The organism is Nocardioides euryhalodurans (assembly GCF_004564375.1).
In the GTDB taxonomy this organism is placed as follows: Bacteria; Actinomycetota; Actinomycetes; order Propionibacteriales; family Nocardioidaceae; genus Nocardioides; species Nocardioides euryhalodurans.
Map to the genome: position 1 here is coordinate 3,579,663 of NZ_CP038267.1, position 19,702 is coordinate 3,599,364.

17 protein-coding genes are annotated in these 19,702 nt (G+C 73.1%); 7 read left to right on the forward strand and 10 right to left on the reverse strand.

The window, feature by feature from the left end; all coding sequences use genetic code 11:
• Positions 1-24: 24 nt before the first annotated feature.
• The 9 genes from EXE57_RS17405 to EXE57_RS17445 all read right to left on the reverse strand — a co-directional run bounded on the left by EXE57_RS17405 (position 25) and on the right by EXE57_RS17445 (position 12,633).
• Positions 25-1,479: an MFS transporter gene (locus EXE57_RS17405; protein WP_135079700.1), complete on the reverse strand. Its 1,455-nt coding sequence runs from the start codon at positions 1,477-1,479 to the stop codon at positions 25-27.
• Between the two features lie 108 nt (positions 1,480-1,587).
• Positions 1,588-2,148 carry an antibiotic biosynthesis monooxygenase gene (locus EXE57_RS17410; RefSeq protein WP_135079702.1) on the reverse strand — a complete coding sequence of 187 codons (561 nt, stop codon included), beginning with the start codon at positions 2,146-2,148 and terminating at the stop codon, positions 1,588-1,590.
• Between the two features lie 59 nt (positions 2,149-2,207).
• The gene (locus tag EXE57_RS17415) at positions 2,208-2,840 is read right to left on the reverse strand and encodes a hypothetical protein (protein WP_135079704.1); all 633 of its coding nucleotides are present in this window, start codon (positions 2,838-2,840) and stop codon (positions 2,208-2,210) included.
• A gap of 70 nt (positions 2,841-2,910) precedes the next feature.
• Positions 2,911-5,727, reverse strand: coding sequence for an ATP-binding protein (locus EXE57_RS17420; protein WP_167305962.1), 2,817 nt, complete (start codon positions 5,725-5,727; stop codon positions 2,911-2,913).
• A gap of 76 nt (positions 5,728-5,803) precedes the next feature.
• Entirely contained in the window at positions 5,804-8,920 is a 3,117-nt protein-coding gene (locus tag EXE57_RS17425) for an ATP-binding protein (RefSeq protein ID WP_167305963.1), read from the reverse strand.
• Positions 8,921-8,956: 36 nt separating this feature from the next.
• The gene (locus EXE57_RS17430) at positions 8,957-10,177 is read right to left on the reverse strand and encodes an NAD(P)/FAD-dependent oxidoreductase (RefSeq protein ID WP_135079710.1); all 1,221 of its coding nucleotides are present in this window, start codon (positions 10,175-10,177) and stop codon (positions 8,957-8,959) included.
• Positions 10,174-11,454 carry a flavin-containing monooxygenase gene (locus EXE57_RS17435; RefSeq protein ID WP_135079712.1) on the reverse strand — a complete coding sequence of 427 codons (1,281 nt, stop codon included), beginning with the start codon at positions 11,452-11,454 and terminating at the stop codon, positions 10,174-10,176. The genes EXE57_RS17430 and EXE57_RS17435 overlap by 4 nt, the downstream gene beginning before the upstream one ends.
• 119 nt (positions 11,455-11,573) lie before the next feature.
• Entirely contained in the window at positions 11,574-12,146 is a 573-nt protein-coding gene (locus tag EXE57_RS17440; RefSeq protein ID WP_135079714.1) for an OsmC family protein, read from the reverse strand.
• Positions 12,130-12,633 carry a MaoC family dehydratase gene (locus EXE57_RS17445; protein ID WP_135079716.1) on the reverse strand — a complete coding sequence of 168 codons (504 nt, stop codon included), beginning with the start codon at positions 12,631-12,633 and terminating at the stop codon, positions 12,130-12,132. Before EXE57_RS17445 ends, EXE57_RS17440 begins: the two co-directional genes overlap by 17 nt.
• A 321-nt stretch (positions 12,634-12,954) precedes the next feature.
• On the opposite strand from EXE57_RS17445, the gene EXE57_RS17450 reads away from it, so the two are divergent.
• From EXE57_RS17450 to EXE57_RS17480, 7 genes are all read left to right on the forward strand, one after another.
• Positions 12,955-13,653 (forward strand): AzlC family ABC transporter permease, encoded by a 699-nt coding sequence (locus tag EXE57_RS17450; protein ID WP_135079718.1) that lies wholly within the window; start codon positions 12,955-12,957, stop codon positions 13,651-13,653.
• Entirely contained in the window at positions 13,650-13,970 is a 321-nt protein-coding gene (locus tag EXE57_RS17455; RefSeq protein WP_135079720.1) for an AzlD domain-containing protein, read from the forward strand. Before EXE57_RS17450 ends, EXE57_RS17455 begins: the two co-directional genes overlap by 4 nt.
• Positions 13,971-13,984: 14 nt before the next feature.
• Positions 13,985-14,614, forward strand: a complete 630-nt coding sequence (locus EXE57_RS17460; protein ID WP_135079722.1) for a GNAT family N-acetyltransferase — start codon at positions 13,985-13,987, stop codon at positions 14,612-14,614.
• 464 nt (positions 14,615-15,078) lie between these two features.
• Positions 15,079-16,254 (forward strand): sensor histidine kinase, encoded by a 1,176-nt coding sequence (locus EXE57_RS17465; protein ID WP_135079724.1) that lies wholly within the window; start codon positions 15,079-15,081, stop codon positions 16,252-16,254.
• Positions 16,251-16,901 carry a response regulator gene (locus tag EXE57_RS17470; protein WP_135079726.1) on the forward strand — a complete coding sequence of 217 codons (651 nt, stop codon included), beginning with the start codon at positions 16,251-16,253 and terminating at the stop codon, positions 16,899-16,901. Before EXE57_RS17465 ends, EXE57_RS17470 begins: the two co-directional genes overlap by 4 nt.
• Positions 16,902-17,033: 132 nt before the next feature.
• Positions 17,034-17,930 carry an ABC transporter ATP-binding protein gene (locus tag EXE57_RS17475; RefSeq protein ID WP_135079728.1) on the forward strand — a complete coding sequence of 299 codons (897 nt, stop codon included), beginning with the start codon at positions 17,034-17,036 and terminating at the stop codon, positions 17,928-17,930.
• Complete coding sequence (locus tag EXE57_RS17480) at positions 17,927-18,736, forward strand: ABC transporter permease subunit (protein WP_135079730.1); 810 nt, start codon at positions 17,927-17,929, stop codon at positions 18,734-18,736. The genes EXE57_RS17475 and EXE57_RS17480 overlap by 4 nt, the downstream gene beginning before the upstream one ends.
• A 265-nt stretch (positions 18,737-19,001) precedes the next feature.
• On the opposite strand, the gene EXE57_RS17485 is transcribed toward EXE57_RS17480, so the two are convergent.
• Positions 19,002-19,556, reverse strand: coding sequence for a GNAT family N-acetyltransferase (locus tag EXE57_RS17485; RefSeq protein ID WP_135079732.1), 555 nt, complete (start codon positions 19,554-19,556; stop codon positions 19,002-19,004).
• Between the last annotated feature and the right edge of the window lie 146 nt (positions 19,557-19,702).

Sequence of the window (19,702 nt, forward strand, 5' to 3'; positions counted from 1 at the left end):
CTCCGGCGATCTGTTGACGAGGTGTTACCGAACCGTTGACCTCTCGGCCTCCAGGGGCCGCTCGTGCACCGGTGCGGCCCCCTCCGGAGCGGGTGAACGGCCGGTCCGGTGGATGTCCGGGATCGCCAGCGCGGCCACCGAGGCGACCACCAGGCAGCCCGCCAGGACGAGGAACGCGACGGTGTACCCCGCCTCGTCCGGGAAGCCGGCGGGCCCGAGGTGGGCGGTGACGATGCCGGCGGTGACGGCCGAGCCGATCGAGCCGCCGATGGTGCGGATGTTGGCGTTCATGCCGCTCGCGACGCCGGTCTGGTGGGCGGGCACGCTGGCGATCACGACCGAGGCGCTGCTCGAGATCACCAGGCCGGTGCCGAGGCCCTGCAGCGTGATGCCGACGAGCAGCTCGCCGGTGCTGCCGTGGAAGAGCGCCATGGCGACGTACGACAGCGCGGAGAGGATCGTGCCGGTGAGGATCACGGGGCGGGCGCCGAAGCGCGCCATCAGCGGTGCGGTCAGGAAGCCGACGGCGAAGCTCCCGACGGCCGAGGGGAGCAGCAACCGCCCGGACTCGGTGATCGAGGCGCCGAAGCCGTAGCCGGACGCCACCGGGGTCTGCAGCAGCTGGGGGAGGAACGCGAACGACGCGAACATCCCGAACCCGACGAAGAGGGTGACCAGGTTGGTCGTCCACACGCCGCGCAGCCGCATCATCCGCATGTCGATCAGCGGGACCCGGACGCGGGTCTCGAGCCGGACCCAGGCCGCGATCAGCGCGGCCGAGACGGCCAGCAGCACGAGCACGGCGGGGGAGGACCAACCCCACTTGTTCCCCTGGCTGACCGGGAGCAGCAGCGTGAGCAGCCAGCCGGCGAGCAGCACGGCGGGGAGCAGCGGGAGCCGCTCGGGGGCACCGCGGGGCGACTCGGGGATCAGGGCGACGGCCGCGACGGCCGCGACCGCGGTGACGACCATCGGCAGCCAGAACAGCCAGTGGTAGCCGAGGGCGTCGACGATCGGGCCCGCCACGACGATGCCGAAGCCGAAGCCGACCGCGGTGAGCGAGGCCAGCACGGACAGGGCGTTGGTCATCTTCGCGGTGAACTCGTCGCGGATGATCCCGAAGGACAGTGGCAGCACCCCGCCGCCGGCGCCCTGGACGACCCGCGCGGCGATCAGCCAGCCGATGCTCGGCGCGAGCGCCGCCATCAGGGACCCGACGGACAGGGCCACGAGCGTGGCGACCAGCATCCGCTTCTTGCCGACGACGTCGCCGATCCGGCCGAGCAGCGGGGTGGCGATGGAGGCAGAGAGCAGGTACGCCGTCAGCACCCAGGTCACGGTCGACTGGTCGGTGTCGTACTCGACCTGGATCTGCGCCAGGACGGGGACGATCAGCGACTGCAGGAGCGCGAACGAACCCACGGCGACCGTGAGGACCGCGAAGGTGACGCGCTGCTGGCGACGGGTGGCGGGGGACACGCTGGAGGGGCTCCTGGGGGTGGTGCGGGCAGGACGCTGTGGTTGCCGGGGGCAACCACTGCTCGAGCGTGGCTATTCCCCCTCGCGGCCCGGTGTCCCGGTGGGTGGTCAGCGGTGCAGCCACCAGGCGAGCCGGGCCGTCATGAACGGCAGGGCCAGGTAGGTCATCACCGGCGTCATCAGCAGGGTGCTGGTGAGCACCCGCAGCGCGACGTGGAGATCGGGGACGAACGCCCCCAGGGCGACCGTGGTGAGCAGGCTGAGTGGGAAGAACGCCAGCCAGATCACGGTGGCCTGCTTCCACCGCGGCGGTGCCGGCCGTACGCCGGGGGCCCGCTCCTCGACGTCGCGGCTCGTGGGCTCGTCGAACCAGCCCTCGATGCCGGTGCGGCGCTCCACCCGCGCCTCGACGACCCCGAGGTCCTGCGCGGCCCCCAGCCACCAGGCGCGCTGCGGGGAGGACTCCCAGGTCGCGAGCGCGTCGGCGTCGGCGAACCGGTAGAGCATGTGCCACTCCCGGGAGTCCGGCCCGGACTGCACCCACCCGGCCCCGAGGAAGCCGGGGAACTCGCCCGCGAGCGCGGTCCCCGCGCGCACCCACGCGGTCATCTCCGCCGACCGGTCGGTGTCGAGGTGGCGGGTGATGGAGACGGTCACGGGGGAGGACATGCCGTCAAGGCTGGTCGGACGCGCGACGCCGGGGCAAACCCGCGACGCCGTGCGTCCGGTCACAACCCGTCGCCCGCGTTGCCGCAGACGACGTCGAGGTAGCGGATCATCGCGAGCTCCATCGACGCGTCGTGCTCTCCCCCGAGGCCCGTGCGGACGTCGCCGAGCTCGTCGCGCCAGGTGACGGTGAACGGCCGCGCGCTCGGCGTCCACTCGGTCGCGAGCCCGCAGTCCCCGGGGGTGAGCTCGAGGCGGACCCGCCCGGAGGACCGGTCGGCGGAGAGCTCGACGGGGAGCGCGGGGACGTCGATCGCGAGGCTGCTGCCCGGTCGATGGATCCTCGTGACGGTCGCGGTGCCGGGACCACGACCGTGCAGGAGTGCGCCGTCGATCCGGAGCGGGATGCTCTGGTCGTCGCCCAGCTGCTGCGGTCGAGCGGGCGCCACGACCCTGACGAGCACGAGCCGTACCTCGGGGTCGGCCACCTCCGTCGGTGCGGGCTCCGGCGTCGCCTCGCGAGGCGGGTCCTGCCACCAGAGGGCGGTGCCGACGCCGACGACGACACCGAGCGCGACGGCGCCGACGAGAGCACCTCGACGCCGCCAGGCGGGCGGGAGCCTGTCGAGCAGCGGGGCGCGAGCGGGACCGCCGGCCAGGACCTCACGATCCGGAGGCCGCTCCGAGAAGCCCATCCGAGCACGGTACGCGACCCGGAGGTCCGTGGCCGGGGCGTTCCCCGGCCCGCTGCCGCGCGCCCGGACCTCAGAGACCGCGGTCGGCCAGGACCTGGGCGTGGGAGAGGTGCCGACCGCGCGCGGCCACCTCGGCGTACGCCTCGCCGAGCCGTGGCTTCACCAGCTGCTCACCCAGCAGCGCCTGGTGGATGAAGCTGGCGGTGCCGTGGAGAAGGGAGCCCTCGGTGGCGCCCAGCAGCTCGGCGGCCTCCTCCCACCCGTCGCGACAGGCCGCCGCATACGCGAGGGCGAGGACGCAGTCCGCCTCGGCCGAGCGACCCTCCGCCGCGGCCCAGGCACGCGCACGGCGCAGCTCCGGCAGGTAGTCACCCCCTTGCGCGATGAGCGCCAGCGCGCCCCAGTAGAGCGTCAACCAGTTCTCGTGCAGCCCGGTGGCCGACAGGTCGCTGCGCTGCTGCTCCATGAGGTGGTGGAGCCACGCGCCGTCCCGGTCCACCAGCGCGACCAGGCTGGCTGCCCAGTGACACAGGTACCGGGCATAGTCACGGTCCGGAGCGTCGTCGGTGAGCGCCAGCGCCTCCTCGCGGAGGCCGTCGGTCGTGCCCAGCATGCGCAGTGCCACCACGCGGTAACCCCGTGCCAGCCGCTCCAGGCCCGGTTCGCCCGCCTCCCGTGCCCGGGCCGACGCGTGCAGCAGGCGCTCAGCGGCGCGGTCCGGCGCGTCGAGGTGGACCATCGCCTCGTAGATGGCCGCGATCACGGCGGCCCCCTCGTCGTCGACGGCGCCCGCCAGCGTGGTGGCCTCGACGGCGGCCCTGCGCATCGAGCGAGCGTCGCCGAAGCCGAGGCAGACGTCGGCGTCCATGATCAGGGTCCACAGCCGGTCTCGCGGTGCGAGGTCGCTCCCCAGGAGCGCGTCGATCCAGCGACGTCCCTCCGCGTAGGACACGGCGTTGCGCCACAGCGTCGACAGGCCGATCGCGAGATCGACAGCCGCGGGCCTGTCGCCTGCGGCGAGGCTGGCCTCGAAGGCGAACCGGACGTTGTCCAGGTCGTCGCGGCTCCGGGCGGCCAAGGAGGTGGACAGCCAGGCCCGAGCCCGGGGCTCGGTCGTGGCGCGCGTGACCGCGTGGCGGCGCAGCCGCTCGGTGGTCGCCGCCGCCTCGCCGGACCTGTCGAGGCTCTGCGCCGCGAACAGGCGGATGGTCTCGAGCAACCGGTACCTCCGGCGCTGCGGGTCGTGGACGACGAGACTCTTGGCGACCAGGTCTCCCAGCAGGTTCGTCACGTGGCCGGCGTCGGGGTCCTGCGTGACGGCCCGGACCGCCGCGAGGTCGAAGCCGCCCGGGAACACCCCGAGGCGGTCGAAGACGTCGCGCGTGCCCTCGTCGAGCAGCCGATGGCTCCACTCGATGGTCGCGGAGAGGGCTGAGTGCCGCTCCCCGGCCTGGGGTCGCCCGCCCACGAGCAGGGTGAGCCGGTCGTCGAGGCGATCGATGATCTCGCCGAGGGCGAGGTGGCGCAGCTGGGCTGCCGCGAGCTCGATCGCGAGCGGCAGCCCGTCGAGACGCTGGCACAGCACGCTGACGCGTGGGTCGCCGGCGTCGACGATCCCGGGTCCGGCCGCGGCAGCGGCACGCTCCACGAACAGGTTCACCGACTCCGGCCCCAGGGACCCGATCCGGTGCTCTGCCTCGCCGTCGACACGGAGCGGCTCGCGGCTGGTCACGAGGACCCGTGCGCGTGGCCCCGCATCGAGGATCGCGTCGACGAGCTCGGCGCTCGGGTCCAGCAGGTGCTCGCAGTTGTCCAGCACGAGCAGCAGCCTGCGCGTGGCGAGGTTGGCCGCCAGGGACGAGGAGCGGACCGCTCCCTCGCCCTGGACGCCGGTCGCCTCCGCGACCGCCCGCACGACGCCAGCAGCATCGTGGACGGGCGCGAGCGGTGCCAGCGCCACCTCGACGGGTCCGTGGGTGGTCCCGTCCTCCTCGAGGGCACGGGCCACGGCCAGCGCCAGGGTCGACTTGCCGGCACCCCCGGGGCCGGTGATCGTGACGATCCGGTGCTCGCGCAGGAGCGACGAGACCGCCGCGAGGTCGTCGGCCCGGCCGATCAGCCTCGCCCTCGGCGCCGGGAGCCGCGCCTGCGGAGCGGGCGCCGGTCCGGCCTCGGTGCCTGCCGCGTCCGGGTCCGGGAGGGGGACGGCCAGGGCAGCCGCCTGGCTGCGCAGCTCCTCCGCGGCGGGTCCGGGAGGGACGCCCAGCTCCCGTTCGAGGGTGTCCGTCAGGCGGTCCAGAGCGGCCAGGGCGGGTTGGCGACGACCTGCTCGTACGTGGTCGCGCACCAGGGCGAGGTGCGCCTCCTCGTCGAGCGGGTCGGCGGCCACGAGCTCCTCGAACATCCCGGCAGCGGCGAGCAGCTCGAGATGACGCAACCGCAGCCGGGAGCGCGTCGCGTCGGTCCAGGGCTCGTAGAGGTCGTCCGGCAAGAGGTCCCCGGGGTAGAGGGCGACCGCCTGCCGGGCGGCGTCACGCCCGCCGGTCCGCGCCGATTCCGCGGCGCGTTCGAACTCCTCGACGTCGAGCGTCACCTGGACCCCCGGGAAGAGGGCGATGGACCCGCCGCTTGCGACGATGCCGTCACGCACGCCCAGCGCCGTACGTGCGAAGTGAGCGGCCTTGTGGAGCCGGGGCAAGGCATCCTCGACCAGCAGGTCGGGCCAGAGTGCGTCGATCACACGTTCCCGCGGCAGCCGTCGCTGCGGCTGCAGGGCGAGCAGCTTGACGAGCGCGGCAGCGGGGCGCCGGTTCCACGTCTGGCCAGGAACGGTGTGGCCGTCCACAGCGACCTCGAACCCACCGAGCAGGCGGACGATGACCTGCATCTCCCCTCCCGGCACACCGTTGTCCGGACGGTAGCACTGTGTCCGGGTCGGCGACCGAGCGCCGACGGGCCGTGGCCTAGGCACCCCGCGTCGCCAGGGCCACGCCTCGGCGGCACCGCGAGGCGTCACGCTGCTGCCCGGCGACCTCGAAGAGGAGCTCGGCGCGTCCGATGAGCGCCGCGGCCTCCTCGTGCCGTCCCTCGGCGCCGGCAAGGTGTGCCCTCGCCTCCAGCACGGAGGCCTCCCAGGCGGTGCCCGCCCAGCGGGAGGCCGACTGCTCGGCGACCGCCAGGTGGCGCCGGGCGTCCTCGACATCACTGACGTCCGCGCAGGCGATCGCCGCCGGGACGGCGAACATCACGTCGCACAGCGGACAGCGATCCTGATCACCCATCGTGGCCTCGGCCCGGTCGACCACGGCACGTGCCGCCACCGCATCGGGAGCGGCGCTGATCATCGTGCCGTAGACGCGCTGGAGCAGGTGCAGGCTGATCACCGACCACCGTGCCAACGGCAGCGCCTGGTGCAGCAGGCGCACGGCATCCTCGCGGTCTCCGAGTGCCAACCGGACCTCGGCCAGACGCTGGAGGCTGTGCGCCTCACCTGCTGTGGCGTCGATCTCGCGGTGCAGCTCGACTGCCTCCGCCAGCTCTTGCTCCGCCCTGTCGAGGTCACCCTTCAACAGGGCGGCCTCTCCGATGAGGGCGGTCGCGAACGCGACACCGCGCAGCGCGCCGGCCTGCGTGGCACGCCGACGTAGCTCCTCGGTCTCCGCCATGACCTCCGCGTAGGGCACGGGACCGTAGAGCAGGTACTCGGCGACGCACAGGTGGGCGTCGAACACGGACGTGGCCAGTCGGTCCCGACCCTGGGTGCGTCGCATCTCCATGCGGAAGCGCTCGAACCACTCGCCACGCTGGTGGGCGATGAGCCCCTGGAGGGAGACGAGATCCATGAGCTGCCACTGGTCGTGGGCGAGTGGCAGCATCTCCCGGGCTCGTCCGGCGATCTCCCACGCCCCGTCGACGTCACCGCTGAAGTAGGCGAGGTTGCCCCTTCCGAGCAGGATGGGACCGTCCGCGACGTCGCCCTCCAGCTCCAGCCCGGCCAGTGCTGCGCGGGCCGTCTCCAGGTCGCCGGCGGAGGTCGCGGCGCGTGCCATCCGCGCGCGGACCAAGCGGTGCTCGCTGCCCGAGGTGAGGGGCAGGGCTGCCCGGTACGCCTCGACCGCAGCGGGGTCGCCCACCGCCATCAGCAGGTCGCCGCGGCGGGAGAGCAGGTGTGGCCGGTGGGCCGGCCCGGCGTGGTCCACGACCTGGCCGATCAGGGCGAGGGCGTCGCGGTAGGCCCCCAGGGCGCCGGCCGTCTCCACGGCCTGGAGCACGAAGGGCACGGCGAGGGCCGGTCGACCCGCCGCGACGAAGAGGTGAGCGACCCGTGTGGGAGGACCGTCGAGACGGCTCAACCGGGCGGCCACCTCTCGTTGCTCGGCCACGCGTTCGGACGCCGTCAGCTGGTCGACCAGGGCTTCGCGGAGCAACGGGTGTCGGAACCGGTGTCCACCGTCGACCTGCTCCACCAGCCGCCCGGTGACGGCCAGGTCGAGCTGGGCGTAGGCAGTCTCCTCGTCCTCCTCGGACATGGTGAGGAGCTCGTCGGTCGAGAACGTCATGCCCAGCAGGGCCAGCCTCCTGAACGTCCGCAGGGTTGCCACGGGGAATGGCGGCACCACGTCGCCGTTCTCGCCGACCCCCTGGCGGCGGGCGAGCTCGAGGGCGGTGAACGGCAGCCCCCCGCTCAGGTCGGCGATCCGCTCGACCAGGTCCGGCGAGAGCCGGGGGTGGACCTCGCGCAGGAGCCGGGCGATCGCGTCCGTGGAGAGGGGCCTGACCTCGACCCCGGCCCCCACGTCCCGGGACAGGAGGCTGTCGAGGATCTCTCCCCGCGTGCCACCCGTCAGCGGGCGGCCCGCCATCACGAGGAGGACGGGCTCGGACGAGGCGCAACGCGAGAGGTAGTGCAGGAGACGCATCGACGCGTCGTCGACCTCGTGGAGGTCGTCGACACCGATGAGCAGGCCGTGCCCGGCCGCAGCGAGCCGGACCAGCTCCGCGACCGCCACGAACAACCGCTGGTGTCCCGACTCGCCGCTCCAGTCCAGGTCCTGCCCGGACAGCGCCCGCTCGATCTCGAGGCGGAAGTCGTCTCCGAGGCCGTCGAGGAGGGCCGGATGCTTGCGGCACAGGTCACCGAGTGCCTCGAGCACGGGCGCGTACGGCCACGGACCCTCCACCGCTGCGGCACTGCCCCGCCCGGTCCGGAACCCGCGTCGTCGGGCGAGCGACTCCGTCAGGTCGAGCAGGGCCGACTTGCCCACGCCTGCGGGGCCGGTCAGCACCAGGCTGCCTCCGCGACCGGTGAGGGAGCGGTCGAGCCGGGAGCGGATCTGGTCGCCGAGGTCGCGGCGACCGACCAACCGCACCGACCGGCCGCGCTGTGGTGGGACCGCCGGCGTCGGGCCGGCAGCCTCGAGCTGCTCCCGCAGCAGCACGGCCTCGGGACCGGGTGCCGTGCCGAGCTCACGGCGCAGCGACCGGTCCAGTCGCTCGAGCTGCCGGAGCGCACCCCTGACGTCACCCCGGTCGGCGTACTGCCGCGCGAGCGCGACGTGCGCCTCCTCGTCCGTGGGGGTGAGGCGCACCAGGTCCGCCCATCGACCGGCCAGGCGGTGCAGGTCCTTGCGCAGTGCCTCGACCTCACCGCGGGGTCCGTCGGTCCATGGTTCGTACCGGTCCTCGGGGAGCAGCCCGCTCGGGCAGGACGCGAGCGCCTGCTCGGCCAGCCGCGCGTCGTTCTGGGCCATCGCCTCGCGCCCGGCCCTCAGGAAGTCCTCGACGTCGACGGAGAGCTCGCCCGTCGGTAGGAGTGCGACCAGGTCGTGACGGAGCAGCACGGCCTCGGGGCCGTCGCCGAGCGCGCGCCGCGCGTAGTGTGCGGCCTTGTGCAGCCGCGGCGCCGCTGCCTCGACGCGCAGCCCCGGCCACAGGGCGTCCATCACCTGCTCCCGGTGGAGCCGGTGCTGCTCGGACACGGCCAGCAGCTTGACCAGCGCGGCGGCCTGCCTGCGCGCCCACGCCGACGGCGGCACGGCAACTCCGTCGACGCTGACGTCGAAACCCCCGAGAAGCCTCACCCGGACCTCCACAGCGGACCCCTCTCCGGTGGCACGCTACCGAGTGACGACCGCCCTGTCAGCGGGCGTCTTGCTCGGCCCCGGGGCCATCCACCGGTCCGCGGGGAGAGCGTCGAGGTGGTCGACCTCGTCGCTCATCGCCGAGCTGACCTGCCGCAGCAGGGTGCGGACCCGGTCTCCGTCCCAGTCGTAGGCGGCCACCTGCTCCGTGACCGAGAACAGGGCGCGGGAGAGACGGTCCCGGGTGTCCTGGTAGCGCCGCAACGCTGTCGTCTCCGCCGTGGCTCCACCCACGGTGGCGAGCACGGCGGTGGCGAGCAGCTCGGCATCCCGCAGCGCGTCGGTCATCCCGTGCGTCGTGATGGGGTCCTTGAAGTAGCCGGCGTCACCGACGAGGGCCCAGCCGCGACCGTGCGAGTGTCGTACGAAGCCGGGTGTGCCGCCCCAGCCGTGCATGCGGCCCACCGGCCTCGCACGGCGGAGCCGGTCGGCGAGCGGCCGGCCGCCGGGCGAGCCCTCGACCAGGGCGGTCATCGCGGACTCGGGCCCGTTGCGGCGAAGGGTACGCATCCGTGCAGGGGTGGTCCCGACGAAGACGCAGGTCTGGCCGTCGTTGGTGGGGATCAGTCCGGCGGCTGCTCCGTCCAGGTAGGCCCACTCGTAGCCGTCGGCGGGCAGGTCGGCAACGTACCGGTAGAGCACAGCGCTCGCCGACCGTCCCTGCCGCACGACGGGCGCGCCGACCTCCCGGGCGAACCACGAACGGATGCCGTCGGCGCCGACGCTGAAGGTCGCGGGCAGGACCAGGCTCGCCCCGTGGCGGTCCCGCGCGCGGACGCCGGTGACCCGGCCCGTCCCGTCGCGCAGCAGACCGGTGGCGGAGGTCTGGTGGAGCACGTCGGCGCCTGCCTCCGCTGCGGCGTCGACGAGGACCCGGTCGAGCAGGTGCCGCCGCGGGGCGTAGAGGGCCCCGACCCCGAAGGCGTGGCGGATCGACACCTGGACCGACTCGCCGTCGTCGTAGTGGAAGGTGGTCCGGTGGACGGGAGGCGTTCCCGCGTCGATGAGCGGCTGCAGCATCCCCCAGCGGGAGAGCTGCAGCACGCCTGCGCGCATCAACCCGTGCGTGGACAGGGTGTCGGTGCCGTGCCCGGAGCGGTCCAGCACCGCCACCCGCAGCCCGGCCCGGGCCAGCAGGAGGGCTGTGGAGGCGCCGGCGACCCGGCCACCGACGATGACGACGTCGTACCGGGTCATGCGGCACTCTCCTCTCGGGCACGGGGTGCCGACTCGGGCAGCACCCCGCGGCTCAGGTGCGCGACGACGGTCCGGGCGTCGTGGCGGGCTCCGTCGATGAACCCGGAGTCGCGGCGGTGCTGGAACCGCTGTCCCACGACGTAGATCCCCGGGACGCGGGTGAGACCGCGGTACTGCTCCACCGCACCCGACCGGTCGAGGATCGGCAGCTGCACCCACGGATGGTCCGGGCGGTAGCCGGCGGCCAGCACCACGGTCCGGATGCCCTGGCTCTCCAGGGGTACGCGGGTCGGGGCGGGTGGCGGGGTGAAGCGGGTCGGTCGCCGGGCGGGGAGGACCTCCCGGGTGAGTCCTGCCTCTTCGACGTGACGGTCCACCACGTCCAGGAACCGGTGCATGGTGCGGTCGGCGGAAGCCACCGTCGTCGGCAGGTCGGCCGCGAAGGTGGCTGCTCCGCCGTCCAGTCCCTGCAGCCGGCCGCACAGCAGCACCCCCCTTCGGTGGAGGGCGGCCAGGTCGAGGTCGGAGCCGTGCGGGTGTGGCTGGTTGCGACCGACGAGCTGGAGCGAGGTCTCGCGCCGCGCGACGTCGGGGTCGGCGACCTCGTCGATGGTGCGGGCGAGTCGTCCCGTGCGTTCCAGCCACCAGAAGGCGTCCATGCCCCGGTAGCGCCGCGGCATCCGGGTGTGGCGGCCGACTGCGAGGACGACGTCGCGCCCGGCGCGGGCAAGCTCGTCGGCGATCTGGGTGCCCGAGGCGGAGGCGCCGACGACCAGCACGCCGCCGGAGGGGAGGTCCTCGGCGTTGCGGTAACGGTTGCTCGGGACGACGTGCAGGTCGCTCCGGGCCAGGCCCGCCGGGACGTGGGGGGTGCCGTGCGGACCCGTGGCCAGGACGACGTGACGGGCGTGCCAGGTGTCACCGTCCGTGTGCAGGGCGAAGCGGCCGTCCCTCGCGGCCCGGAGGGACCGGACCGAGGTCCCACCCACGACGGGCGCCGCGAACGAGGCGGCGTACCGCTGGAGGCTTCGCAGGAACTGGCTCGCGGAGAGGTAGCCGTCGGGGTCCGGGCCGGTGTAGTACCAGCCGGGAAGCCGGGTCATCCAGCTCGGCGTCAGCAGGTGCAAGGAGTCCCATCGTTCGGTGCGCCAGCGTTCGCCCACGCCGCCCCGTTCGAGGACGACGTGCTCCTGACCGTGCTGGGTGAGCAGCCGGCTCACCGCCAGGCCGGCATGGCCGGCGCCGATGACGACGGTGTCGACGGTGTGGGTGGTCACGGTGAGGTCCTCTCGGGAGTGGGTCGCGACTGAGGTCTGCTGGGAGCGATGCCGGGCCGGGGACTCGACCGACCCGCGAGCGGGCCGGCCGGGTCCCCGGCGTCGGCAGTGGGCCGGCGTCAGCCGGTCACCACGTCGATGGCCACGGGCGTGGGGTTGGTCAGCGCGTCGAACACGGCGGAGCGGTTGCGGGACTGCTCGACGATGCCGCGCAGCGTCTCGGCGTCAGCATCGCCCTCGATGTGGAAGGTGACCCGGATCTGCTCGTAACCGTTGCGGACCGACCCGCCCCCGAGTCCCAGGATCCCGAGCAGGTCGATGTCCCCCTCGACGGTGGAGGTGAGCCTGGTCAGCTCGACCCCCCTCGCCGCTGCGACGTTCGCGATGCCTGCGGTCAGGCAGGCGGCGATGGCGTGCAACAGGTACTCCACCGGCGTCGGCCCCTCGTCCCCGCCGACGAGGACGGCTGGGTGGTCGGAGTCGACCACCGTGACGCGCTGGTGCTCCATCTCCTGGGTCGCCCCGAAGAAGCCGGAGAACGACGAGCGGCTGTGCGTGCCCGTGAGCCAGCGGTTGCTGGCACGGAACTGGAACTTCGCGATCTCGGGCTGACCCTTGACCGCGTCGAGGGTGGCGAAGAGGGTGGCGGTGTCCACGCCGTTGAGACGCGGGTCCTCAGTGGTGACGGTCATTGCTGTTCCCTTCTGGGTGGTGGTTGCCGGGGCTCCGGCGCTTCTCGGCTGACAGCGGCTGGGCGTCGTCGGTCGCGGCGGCCACGGTCGGGTCGCGCCAGACGACCGCCGTGCCGTCGAGGACGACGACGCCTTCCTGGTTGGTGATCCGGGTCGCCAACGACGTCACCGGCTTGTCCGTACGGACGCTGGTGACCGTGGCCTGCGCCGTGATCCGGTCGCCTGGCCTGACGGGCGCCAGGAAGGCCCAGGACACCTCGAGGAACACGCTCCCCGGTCCGGGCAGCTGCTCGGCGACGAGTGCGTTGAGCAGTCCCGAGGTGACCCCGCCCTGGACGACGAGGCTCCCGAACCGGCTGGCCCGGGCGACCTCCACGTCGTAGTGGATCGGGTTGTGGTCCCCCGACAACGCCGTGAACAACGCGATGTCGCGCTGGGTGACGGTGCGGGTGCGACGGTCCGAACGGCCGACCTCGAGTGCTGTCATGCCGAGCAGCCTCGGGTGCGCCCCTTCCGTGGACCTTCCCTCCGCCTTCCCCGACGCGACGGACGGTGGAAGCCCGGTGGAAGTCCGGTGGAAGGCGCGGCGCGGAGGCTCGGGACCCACCAGCGCCGATCACGACCCGTGAGGCGCCCGACCCCGGAGGTTCGACATGGATCACCTGTACTACGTGGAGGCGATGACTCGCATCCAGGACATCAAGCGCACCGCGAAGAGGGCGGAGCGACGGACTGCCGGCGAGCGCCGCGCGAGCAGCTCGCGTCGCGGGCGCCAGCCCACTCGGTGAGTGCGGCTCCCGTGCCCGCCGTGGACCTCGACCGCGGGGGTGCCGCGCGCCGCGGACCCGACCAGGGTCCGCGGCGCGACGTGCGGGAGGGCGTGCTGGCGATGGCGCCCATCCTGCTCGCCTACCTGCCGTTCGCCGTCGTGGTGGGAACCGCGGTGGCGAGGAGTGACAACCCGCTCGCCGCCTGGTTGGGCACCTCGACCATCTACGGGGGTGCCGCCCACCTCGCGGTGCTCGACGTCCTGTCAGGCGGCGCGGGCTGGCTGCCGGCGGCCTCGATCGGCCTGTTGGTCAACGCCCGCCTGGCTGCCTACGCGACGGCCATGGCACCGCAGTGGCGTTCGGCTCCCCTCCGGCGGCGGGTGGCGGCCGCGGTCATGCTCACCGACGCCCCGTGGGGGCTGGCTCGGGGACGGGAGGACCGGGGCGACTTCTACCTCGGCGCGGCGGCCGCCCTCTTCCTCGGCTGGCCGCTGATGGTCACGGTCGGCGCGTTCGTCGGCGAGCGGCTGTCGGCGGCGCCGGTCACCGGCCTCCTGCCTGCCCTGACCCTGGGCGCGCTCGTGGCTGGACGGGTCCGTGTCCCCCCGGTCGCGCGCGCGGTCGCGGCCGCCGGTGTGGCGGCGGTCGTCACCGCCGGGTTGCCGGCGGGACCTGCCCTGCTCATCTGTGCCGCACTCGGAGTCGTGGCCGCCTGCGCGGGAGGGCTCGCGCGATGAACGTCTTCGTCGCGGTCGTGCTCGTCGGGCTGGGCAGCCTGGCCCTGCGCCTGGTCCCGCTCCTGGGCGCGCATCGCATGCCTGACCGCGCCGCCGAGGTCGCGGAGTACGCCGGGCTCGCCGTCCTGGCCGCTCTCACCGTCCGCGCGGTCGTCCTGCACCGCGACGCCGCCGTCCCCGGAGGTCCCGCGGCCGCGGCGCTGGCGGCCGTCGTCGGCCTCTACCTCGCCTACCGAGGCAGGTCGGTCCTCGTCGTGGTCGCCGCCGGCGCGGCGACGTACGTCGTCGGTTCCTACGCCCTCGTCCTCACGATCTGAACACGGAGCTCACCATGTCCCGCTTCCCCTACACCTCGCCCGCGCGTGATCGGGCGCACCCGGTCACCGCTCCCCTCCGGGGCGGCGCAGCCGTGCTGAGGCCGCTGCTCCCCGGCGAGCTCGAGCCGCAGCGAGCGGTGTTCGACGCCATGTCCCCCGACTCCCGGAGGGCTCGGTACCTCACGCCGGTCAGCACCCTCACGACCGGCATGTGGTCGGCCCTCACAGCGGTCGACGGTCGCCACCACGTTGCCTGGCTGGCGTCGGTCGACGGCCGTCCGGCCGGGATCGCTCGCTACGTCCACGTAGCGCCGTGCACGGCGGAGATCGCCTTCGAGGTCGTCGACGAGCAGCAAGGGCGCGGGCTGGGCGGCGTCCTGCTGGACACCATCAGCACCATCGCCGCCGCATCGCGGGTCCGACGGCTGCAGGCCACCGTGCTGGCGGAGAACTCCGCGTCCCGGGGCCTGCTGGCCATGATCGGCCTGCGACTGCGGGGGAGTGGCGGTGTCCTCGAGGGGGAGTCGTCCTTCCACCTGCTCGAGCGACCCCGGGTGGACCGGCCCGCCGTCGTCGGCGTCGCCTTCGCAGTGCGCGAGGGCGGGGGGCTGCTCGGGGAGCGGGTCCCGAGCCAGCCGGCCTGACGGCACCGCCGCGGACCGCCCGGGAGCGGCAACGGCCCGATCCGGTGCGTCACCGAGTCGGGCCCTGGAACCAGCCGACGAGCATGGATCAAAGCGGTCGACTGGCCCCGCGACACCGCGCGTGGCAGCCTGCCGTGGGAGAACCCGGAGAGGCATCAGCGGAGGGACGACCCAGCTCCATCACCCGACGGAGCTGATCCCACGGCATGGGAGCGGTCTGGCTGAAGTCGCCCGCGTAGTAGCCGTTGTGGCGAGGCCGCGGCTTGGGAACGTAGCTGCCGCACTCGAGCTCGGTGTCCATGTCCGCCTCCTGGGACGTGGTGGTTGCTGGTGTGGTCGACGCTAGGCGCGGGTCGCTCGCGAAGCGTCGTCGGAACGGACCGTCCCGGTAGGGACCTCGGGTCGAGCCGCAGTCCGACCAATGGATGACGCATGGGGGAGGGGCCTCGTCGTATCGTGGCGAGGTGAGCCGAGCGCGGGCGTTCCTCACCAGTCATGGCCTCGACCTGCTGATCGTCGTCACGGCGGCGGTGACCGTCGGGGGGACCCTCCTGCGTGACGACCTCGAGCACCCCGATGGTCTCCGGTTCCTGATCGGGCTCGTCGGGATCACGGGGTCCGTCCTGGTGCTGCTGGCCCGCCGGAGGTTCCCCTTCGCCGCGCCGGCCGCGACGTGGCTGGTGTGCGCCGCGCTCTCCTTCATGGACGGGCAGCTGATCGCCAACGGCGCCGGCATCCTCATCGCCGGGATGGGCGCGGCCGTCCTGCTGGGGTCGGTGCGCAACGCCTCGCTCGCGCGCCTCGGGCTGGTGATCGCCACTGCCGGTGCCGTGACGGTGGTGCGCAACGCGCCGGACTCCACCACCGACGACTTCATCTCCGTCCCGGTGATGTTCGGCCTCGGATGGCTGGTGGGGTGGGCCCTGCGCGAGCGCACGGAACGGACCGAGGCCGCCGAGGAGCGCGCGCGGCTCGCCGAGGTCGAGCGGGAAGCGGCTGCCCGCGTGGCCGTGGCGGAGGAGCGCGGCCGGATCGCGCGTGAGCTGCACGACGTGGTGGCCCACGCCGTGAGCGTGATCGTGCTGCAGGTGGGCGCCGTGCGCCACCGGATGCCCGACAGTGCGGCAGCCGACCGGGAGGCGTTGCGCGACGTCGAGGAGGCGGGCCGTACGGCGCTCACCGAGATGCGGCGGCTGCTGGCCGCGATGCGCGACGACGACGCGGGACCCGAGCTCGGGCCGAGTCCTGGGCTCGACCACCTCGACCGCCTCGTGCGCGACGTCCGGGCGGCGGGGCTCGACGTCCGGGTCGAGGTTCGCGGCCTGCCTGTCGACCTCCCGCGCGGCCTGGACCTCTCGGCGTACCGCATCGTGCAGGAGGCGCTCACCAACAGCCTCAAGCACTCCGGCGCGGACCGCGCGGAGGTGGTCGTGGAGTACGCGCCCGATGAGCTGTGCCTGCAGGTGCGCGATCACGGCAGGGCCGTGGAGCGGTCACGGATCGACGGCATCGACGGTGGCCATGGCCTCGTCGGCATCCGGGAACGGATCAAGCTCTTCGACGGCGCCCTCAGCGTCGGCCCCGCACCCGGAGGCGGCTTCCTGCTGCGGGCCCGGCTACCGCTGGGAGGTGCCTCGTGACCATCCGGGTCCTCGTCGTCGACGATCAGACGATGGTGCGCGCCGGGTTCCGGCTGCTGCTCGCGGACGAGCCCGACATCGAGGTCGTGGCCGAGGCCAGCAACGGCCGCGACGCGGTCGCGCAGGCCGCGCGCTTCCGACCCGACGTGGTCCTGATGGACATCCGGATGCCCGAGATGGACGGACTGGAGGCGACCCGCCGCATCCTGGCCGCGGACGCGGACACCCGGGTGCTCATCCTCACGACCTTCGACCTCGACGACTACGTCTTCGAGGCCCTCCGGGCCGGAGCAAGTGGCTTCGTGCTCAAGGACGAGCCGCCCGAGCAGCTCTTGGGCGCCGTGCGCACGGTCGAGGCCGGCGAGGCGCTGCTCTCGCCCACCGTCACACGCCGCGTCATCCGGCGCTTCGCGACGTTGGGGGGGCATGCCCCGCCGGCGGCCGTCGCGGAGCTCACCCCCCGCGAGCGTGAGGTCTTCCGGCTCATCAGTCGCGGGCTCTCCAACGCCGAGATCGGCCAGGAGCTGTTCATCAGCGACGCCACGGTCAAGACCCACGTCACCCGTCTGCTGCAGAAGCTCGACCTGCGGGACCGGGCCCAGGCGATCGTCCTCGCCTATCAGACCGGCCTCTTCGACGAAGCCTGAGCAGTCGCGTCCACCTTTGGTCGGACCCCGCCTCTACCGGATGACGTACGACCCTCGCGACCTCGCGACGACGCGTGGACGCGTGGACCTCCCTAGCGTCGAAGCGACCCCAGACGAACCGGAGGAACGCACATGATCACCATCGACGCACTCACCAAGAAGTACGGCCGTACCACCGCGGTGGACGGCGTCAGCTTCGTCGCCCAGCCCGGCCGGGTGACCGGCTTCCTCGGCCCCAACGGAGCCGGGAAGTCCACGACGATGCGCATGGTCGTGGGCCTGACGAAACCCACGTCGGGCTCGTCGACCGTCGCCGGACGTGCCTTCGCCGACCTGCCCAATCCGGGCCGGGAGATCGGCGTGATGCTGGACGCCTCGGCGCAGCACGCCGGCCGGACCGGGCGCGAGATCCTCACGATCGTCCAGCAGACGCTGGGCCTTCCCGGCAACCGGGTCGACGAGATGCTCGACCTCGTCAGCCTCACCGAGGCCGAGGCCGACCGCCGCGTCGGCAACTACTCGCTCGGCATGCGGCAGCGGCTGGGGATCGCCTCGGCCCTGATCGGCAACCCGGCCGTCCTCATGCTCGACGAACCCGCCAACGGGCTCGACCCCGCCGGCATCCGCTGGATGCGTGACCTGCTCCGCGGCTTCGCCGACCAGGGCGGGACGGTGCTCCTCTCCTCGCACCTGCTGCGCGAGGTCGAGATCATCGCCGACGACCTCGTGATGATCGGCCACGGGCGGATCGTCTGCGAGGGCTCCACGGCAGAGCTCCTGCAGTCGATGGGCACCATCGCCCGGGCTGACGACCTCACCGCGCTGCGCAGGGCGCTGCACGCGGCCGGCATCGAGACGACGGAGTCCGACCAGGGCGGCGTGGCCACCCCGGCCGAGCCGGCGCGCGTGGGCCAGGCCGCCTTCGCTGCCGGCATCGCGCTCACCGAGCTCCGTACCGCCGACGGCGGGCTCGAGGACATGTTCCTCGAGCTCACCACAGACACCCAACGAGAAAGGAAAGTGGCATGACCACCACGACCTCACCCACCGTCCTCGCAGCCGCCCGCGGGCCGCTGGCGGACCTGCGGGGGATCGCACTGGGACGCGTGATCCGCGTCGAGCTCCGCAAGATGTTCGACACCCGCTCCGGGTTCTGGCTGATGGCCAGCATCGTCATCCTGGGTGTCCTCGCCACGGTCGGTACCGTCCTCTTCGCACCGGAGGAGGAGCTGACCCACAACACGTTCGCCGCGGCGATCGGTTTCCCGATGACGATCGTGCTGCCCATCATCGCGATCCTGTCGATCACGGGCGAGTGGAGCCAGCGCACGGGGCTGACCACGTTCACCCTCGTCCCGCACCGCGGCAGGGTCCTGCTGGCCAAGACCGTCTCGTCGGTGATCGTGGGGATCGCAGCGATGCTGCTGGCGCTCGTCGTGGGCGTGGTCGGCAACGTGGTCGGCACTGCCATCACCGGGACCGACCTGGTGTGGGACCTGTCGGTCGCGCAGTTCGGCACCATCGTCGTCGGCAGCCTCCTGTGCCTGCTCACCGGCACGATGCTGGGCATGGTGATCCGGAACTCGCCGGGGGCGCTCGTCACCTACTTCGTGATGACCCTGGTCCTCCCGACGGTCTTCGGGATCCTGGCCACCAGCCAGCCGGACTTCGTGGACGTCCGGCCATGGGTCGACGCGGAGCTCGCCCGGTCGTTCCTCTTCGAGGGGCCGCCGACCGGTGAGCAGTGGGCCCAGGTTGCTGTCACCGCGACGCTGTGGCTGGTCCTGCCGGCCCTCCTGGGGCTGCGGGCCGCGCTCCGCTCAGAGGTGAAGTAGAGCCCTCCCACACACAGCGACCCGTCGTGAGCCCACGACGGGTCGCTGTGCTGCGTGACTGGTCAGCACGGCCTCGGCGCACCGACACCGTCAGCGGGGCCGGTCCCTGTCTCCTCCGTGTGCCCGCGCAGCGGGGCGTGCGGCACACCCCTCGTCGTGGGCCTCCGCTGCGGCGGAAGGTAGGGACTGGCAGTCAGCGCCGTGGAGAAGGAAGCTCACCGCGTTCGAGCCGACCATGGGTTCCGGCTCCCACGAGTGCTCGCCGTCATGGCGGCGGCATGTCCTGGCCGGGGAGTGCCGACAAGGGTGACCCCGCCCGGTGCAACGCCTCGGCCGTGACCTCGTACAGCTCGTCGTCGAGCCTGCGCACACCGGGCACCTTCGCCAGGGCACGCAGGGACTTCTCGTTGTCGGGGTCGACTCCGGCATAGACCCGGTCGAGGCCCAGGCGATCGACGATGTCACGGGCGGCAGCAAGGCCGGCCTCCAGCGCCATGCCCTTGCCCCAATGGTCGGGGTGGACGACGACGCCTACCTCGATCGCCTCCGGGTCAACGCCGCTTCCCTCGCCGATCGGAGCCACCTCGACGTAGGCGACCGGGTCACCCTCGAGCAACACCAGCCAGGACCCCAACCCCTGCTCCCGCCAGCTCTTGCACCGCCGCGAGAGCTGGTCGGCCATTCTCTTGCGCGGCAGCGGTTCGCCGGTGCTCGTCGTCGCCACGACGTCGGGAGCGTTGCGGATCGCGAGCAGCACGTCGAGGTCGTCCTCGTCGACGGGGCGGAGCAGGAGCCGATCGGTGCGGAGCCGGAGCGTCACGCCACGATCCTAGGCACGTCCCGTGGGTTCGAGCTGCGCTCGCGTACGTCCAACCGGGGGAGGGCGCTGATCCCCGCAACGTCGCAGAGGCAGTCCGGCGCGGAGACGACGACGGCCCTTCCGGACGTCGATCCGAAAGGGCCGCT

What these genes read in the sequence shown, in the direction of transcription:
- EXE57_RS17455 (WP_135079720.1), top strand. Translation starts at nt 13,650, where the DNA reads ATGAACGTCTTCGTCGCGGTCGTGCTCGTCGGGCTGGGCAGCCTGGCC.
- EXE57_RS17420 (WP_167305962.1), bottom strand. Translation starts at nt 5,727, where the DNA reads ATGCAGGTCATCGTCCGCCTGCTCGGTGGGTTCGAGGTCGCTGTGGAC.
- EXE57_RS17460 (WP_135079722.1), top strand. Translation starts at nt 13,985, where the DNA reads ATGTCCCGCTTCCCCTACACCTCGCCCGCGCGTGATCGGGCGCACCCG.
- EXE57_RS17475 (WP_135079728.1), top strand. Translation starts at nt 17,034, where the DNA reads ATGATCACCATCGACGCACTCACCAAGAAGTACGGCCGTACCACCGCG.
- EXE57_RS17410 (WP_135079702.1), bottom strand. Translation starts at nt 2,148, where the DNA reads ATGTCCTCCCCCGTGACCGTCTCCATCACCCGCCACCTCGACACCGAC.
- EXE57_RS17440 (WP_135079714.1), bottom strand. Translation starts at nt 12,146, where the DNA reads ATGACCGTCACCACTGAGGACCCGCGTCTCAACGGCGTGGACACCGCC.
- EXE57_RS17480 (WP_135079730.1), top strand. Translation starts at nt 17,927, where the DNA reads ATGACCACCACGACCTCACCCACCGTCCTCGCAGCCGCCCGCGGGCCG.
- EXE57_RS17445 (WP_135079716.1), bottom strand. Translation starts at nt 12,633, where the DNA reads ATGACAGCACTCGAGGTCGGCCGTTCGGACCGTCGCACCCGCACCGTC.
- EXE57_RS17415 (WP_135079704.1), bottom strand. Translation starts at nt 2,840, where the DNA reads ATGGGCTTCTCGGAGCGGCCTCCGGATCGTGAGGTCCTGGCCGGCGGT.
- EXE57_RS17430 (WP_135079710.1), bottom strand. Translation starts at nt 10,177, where the DNA reads ATGACCCGGTACGACGTCGTCATCGTCGGTGGCCGGGTCGCCGGCGCC.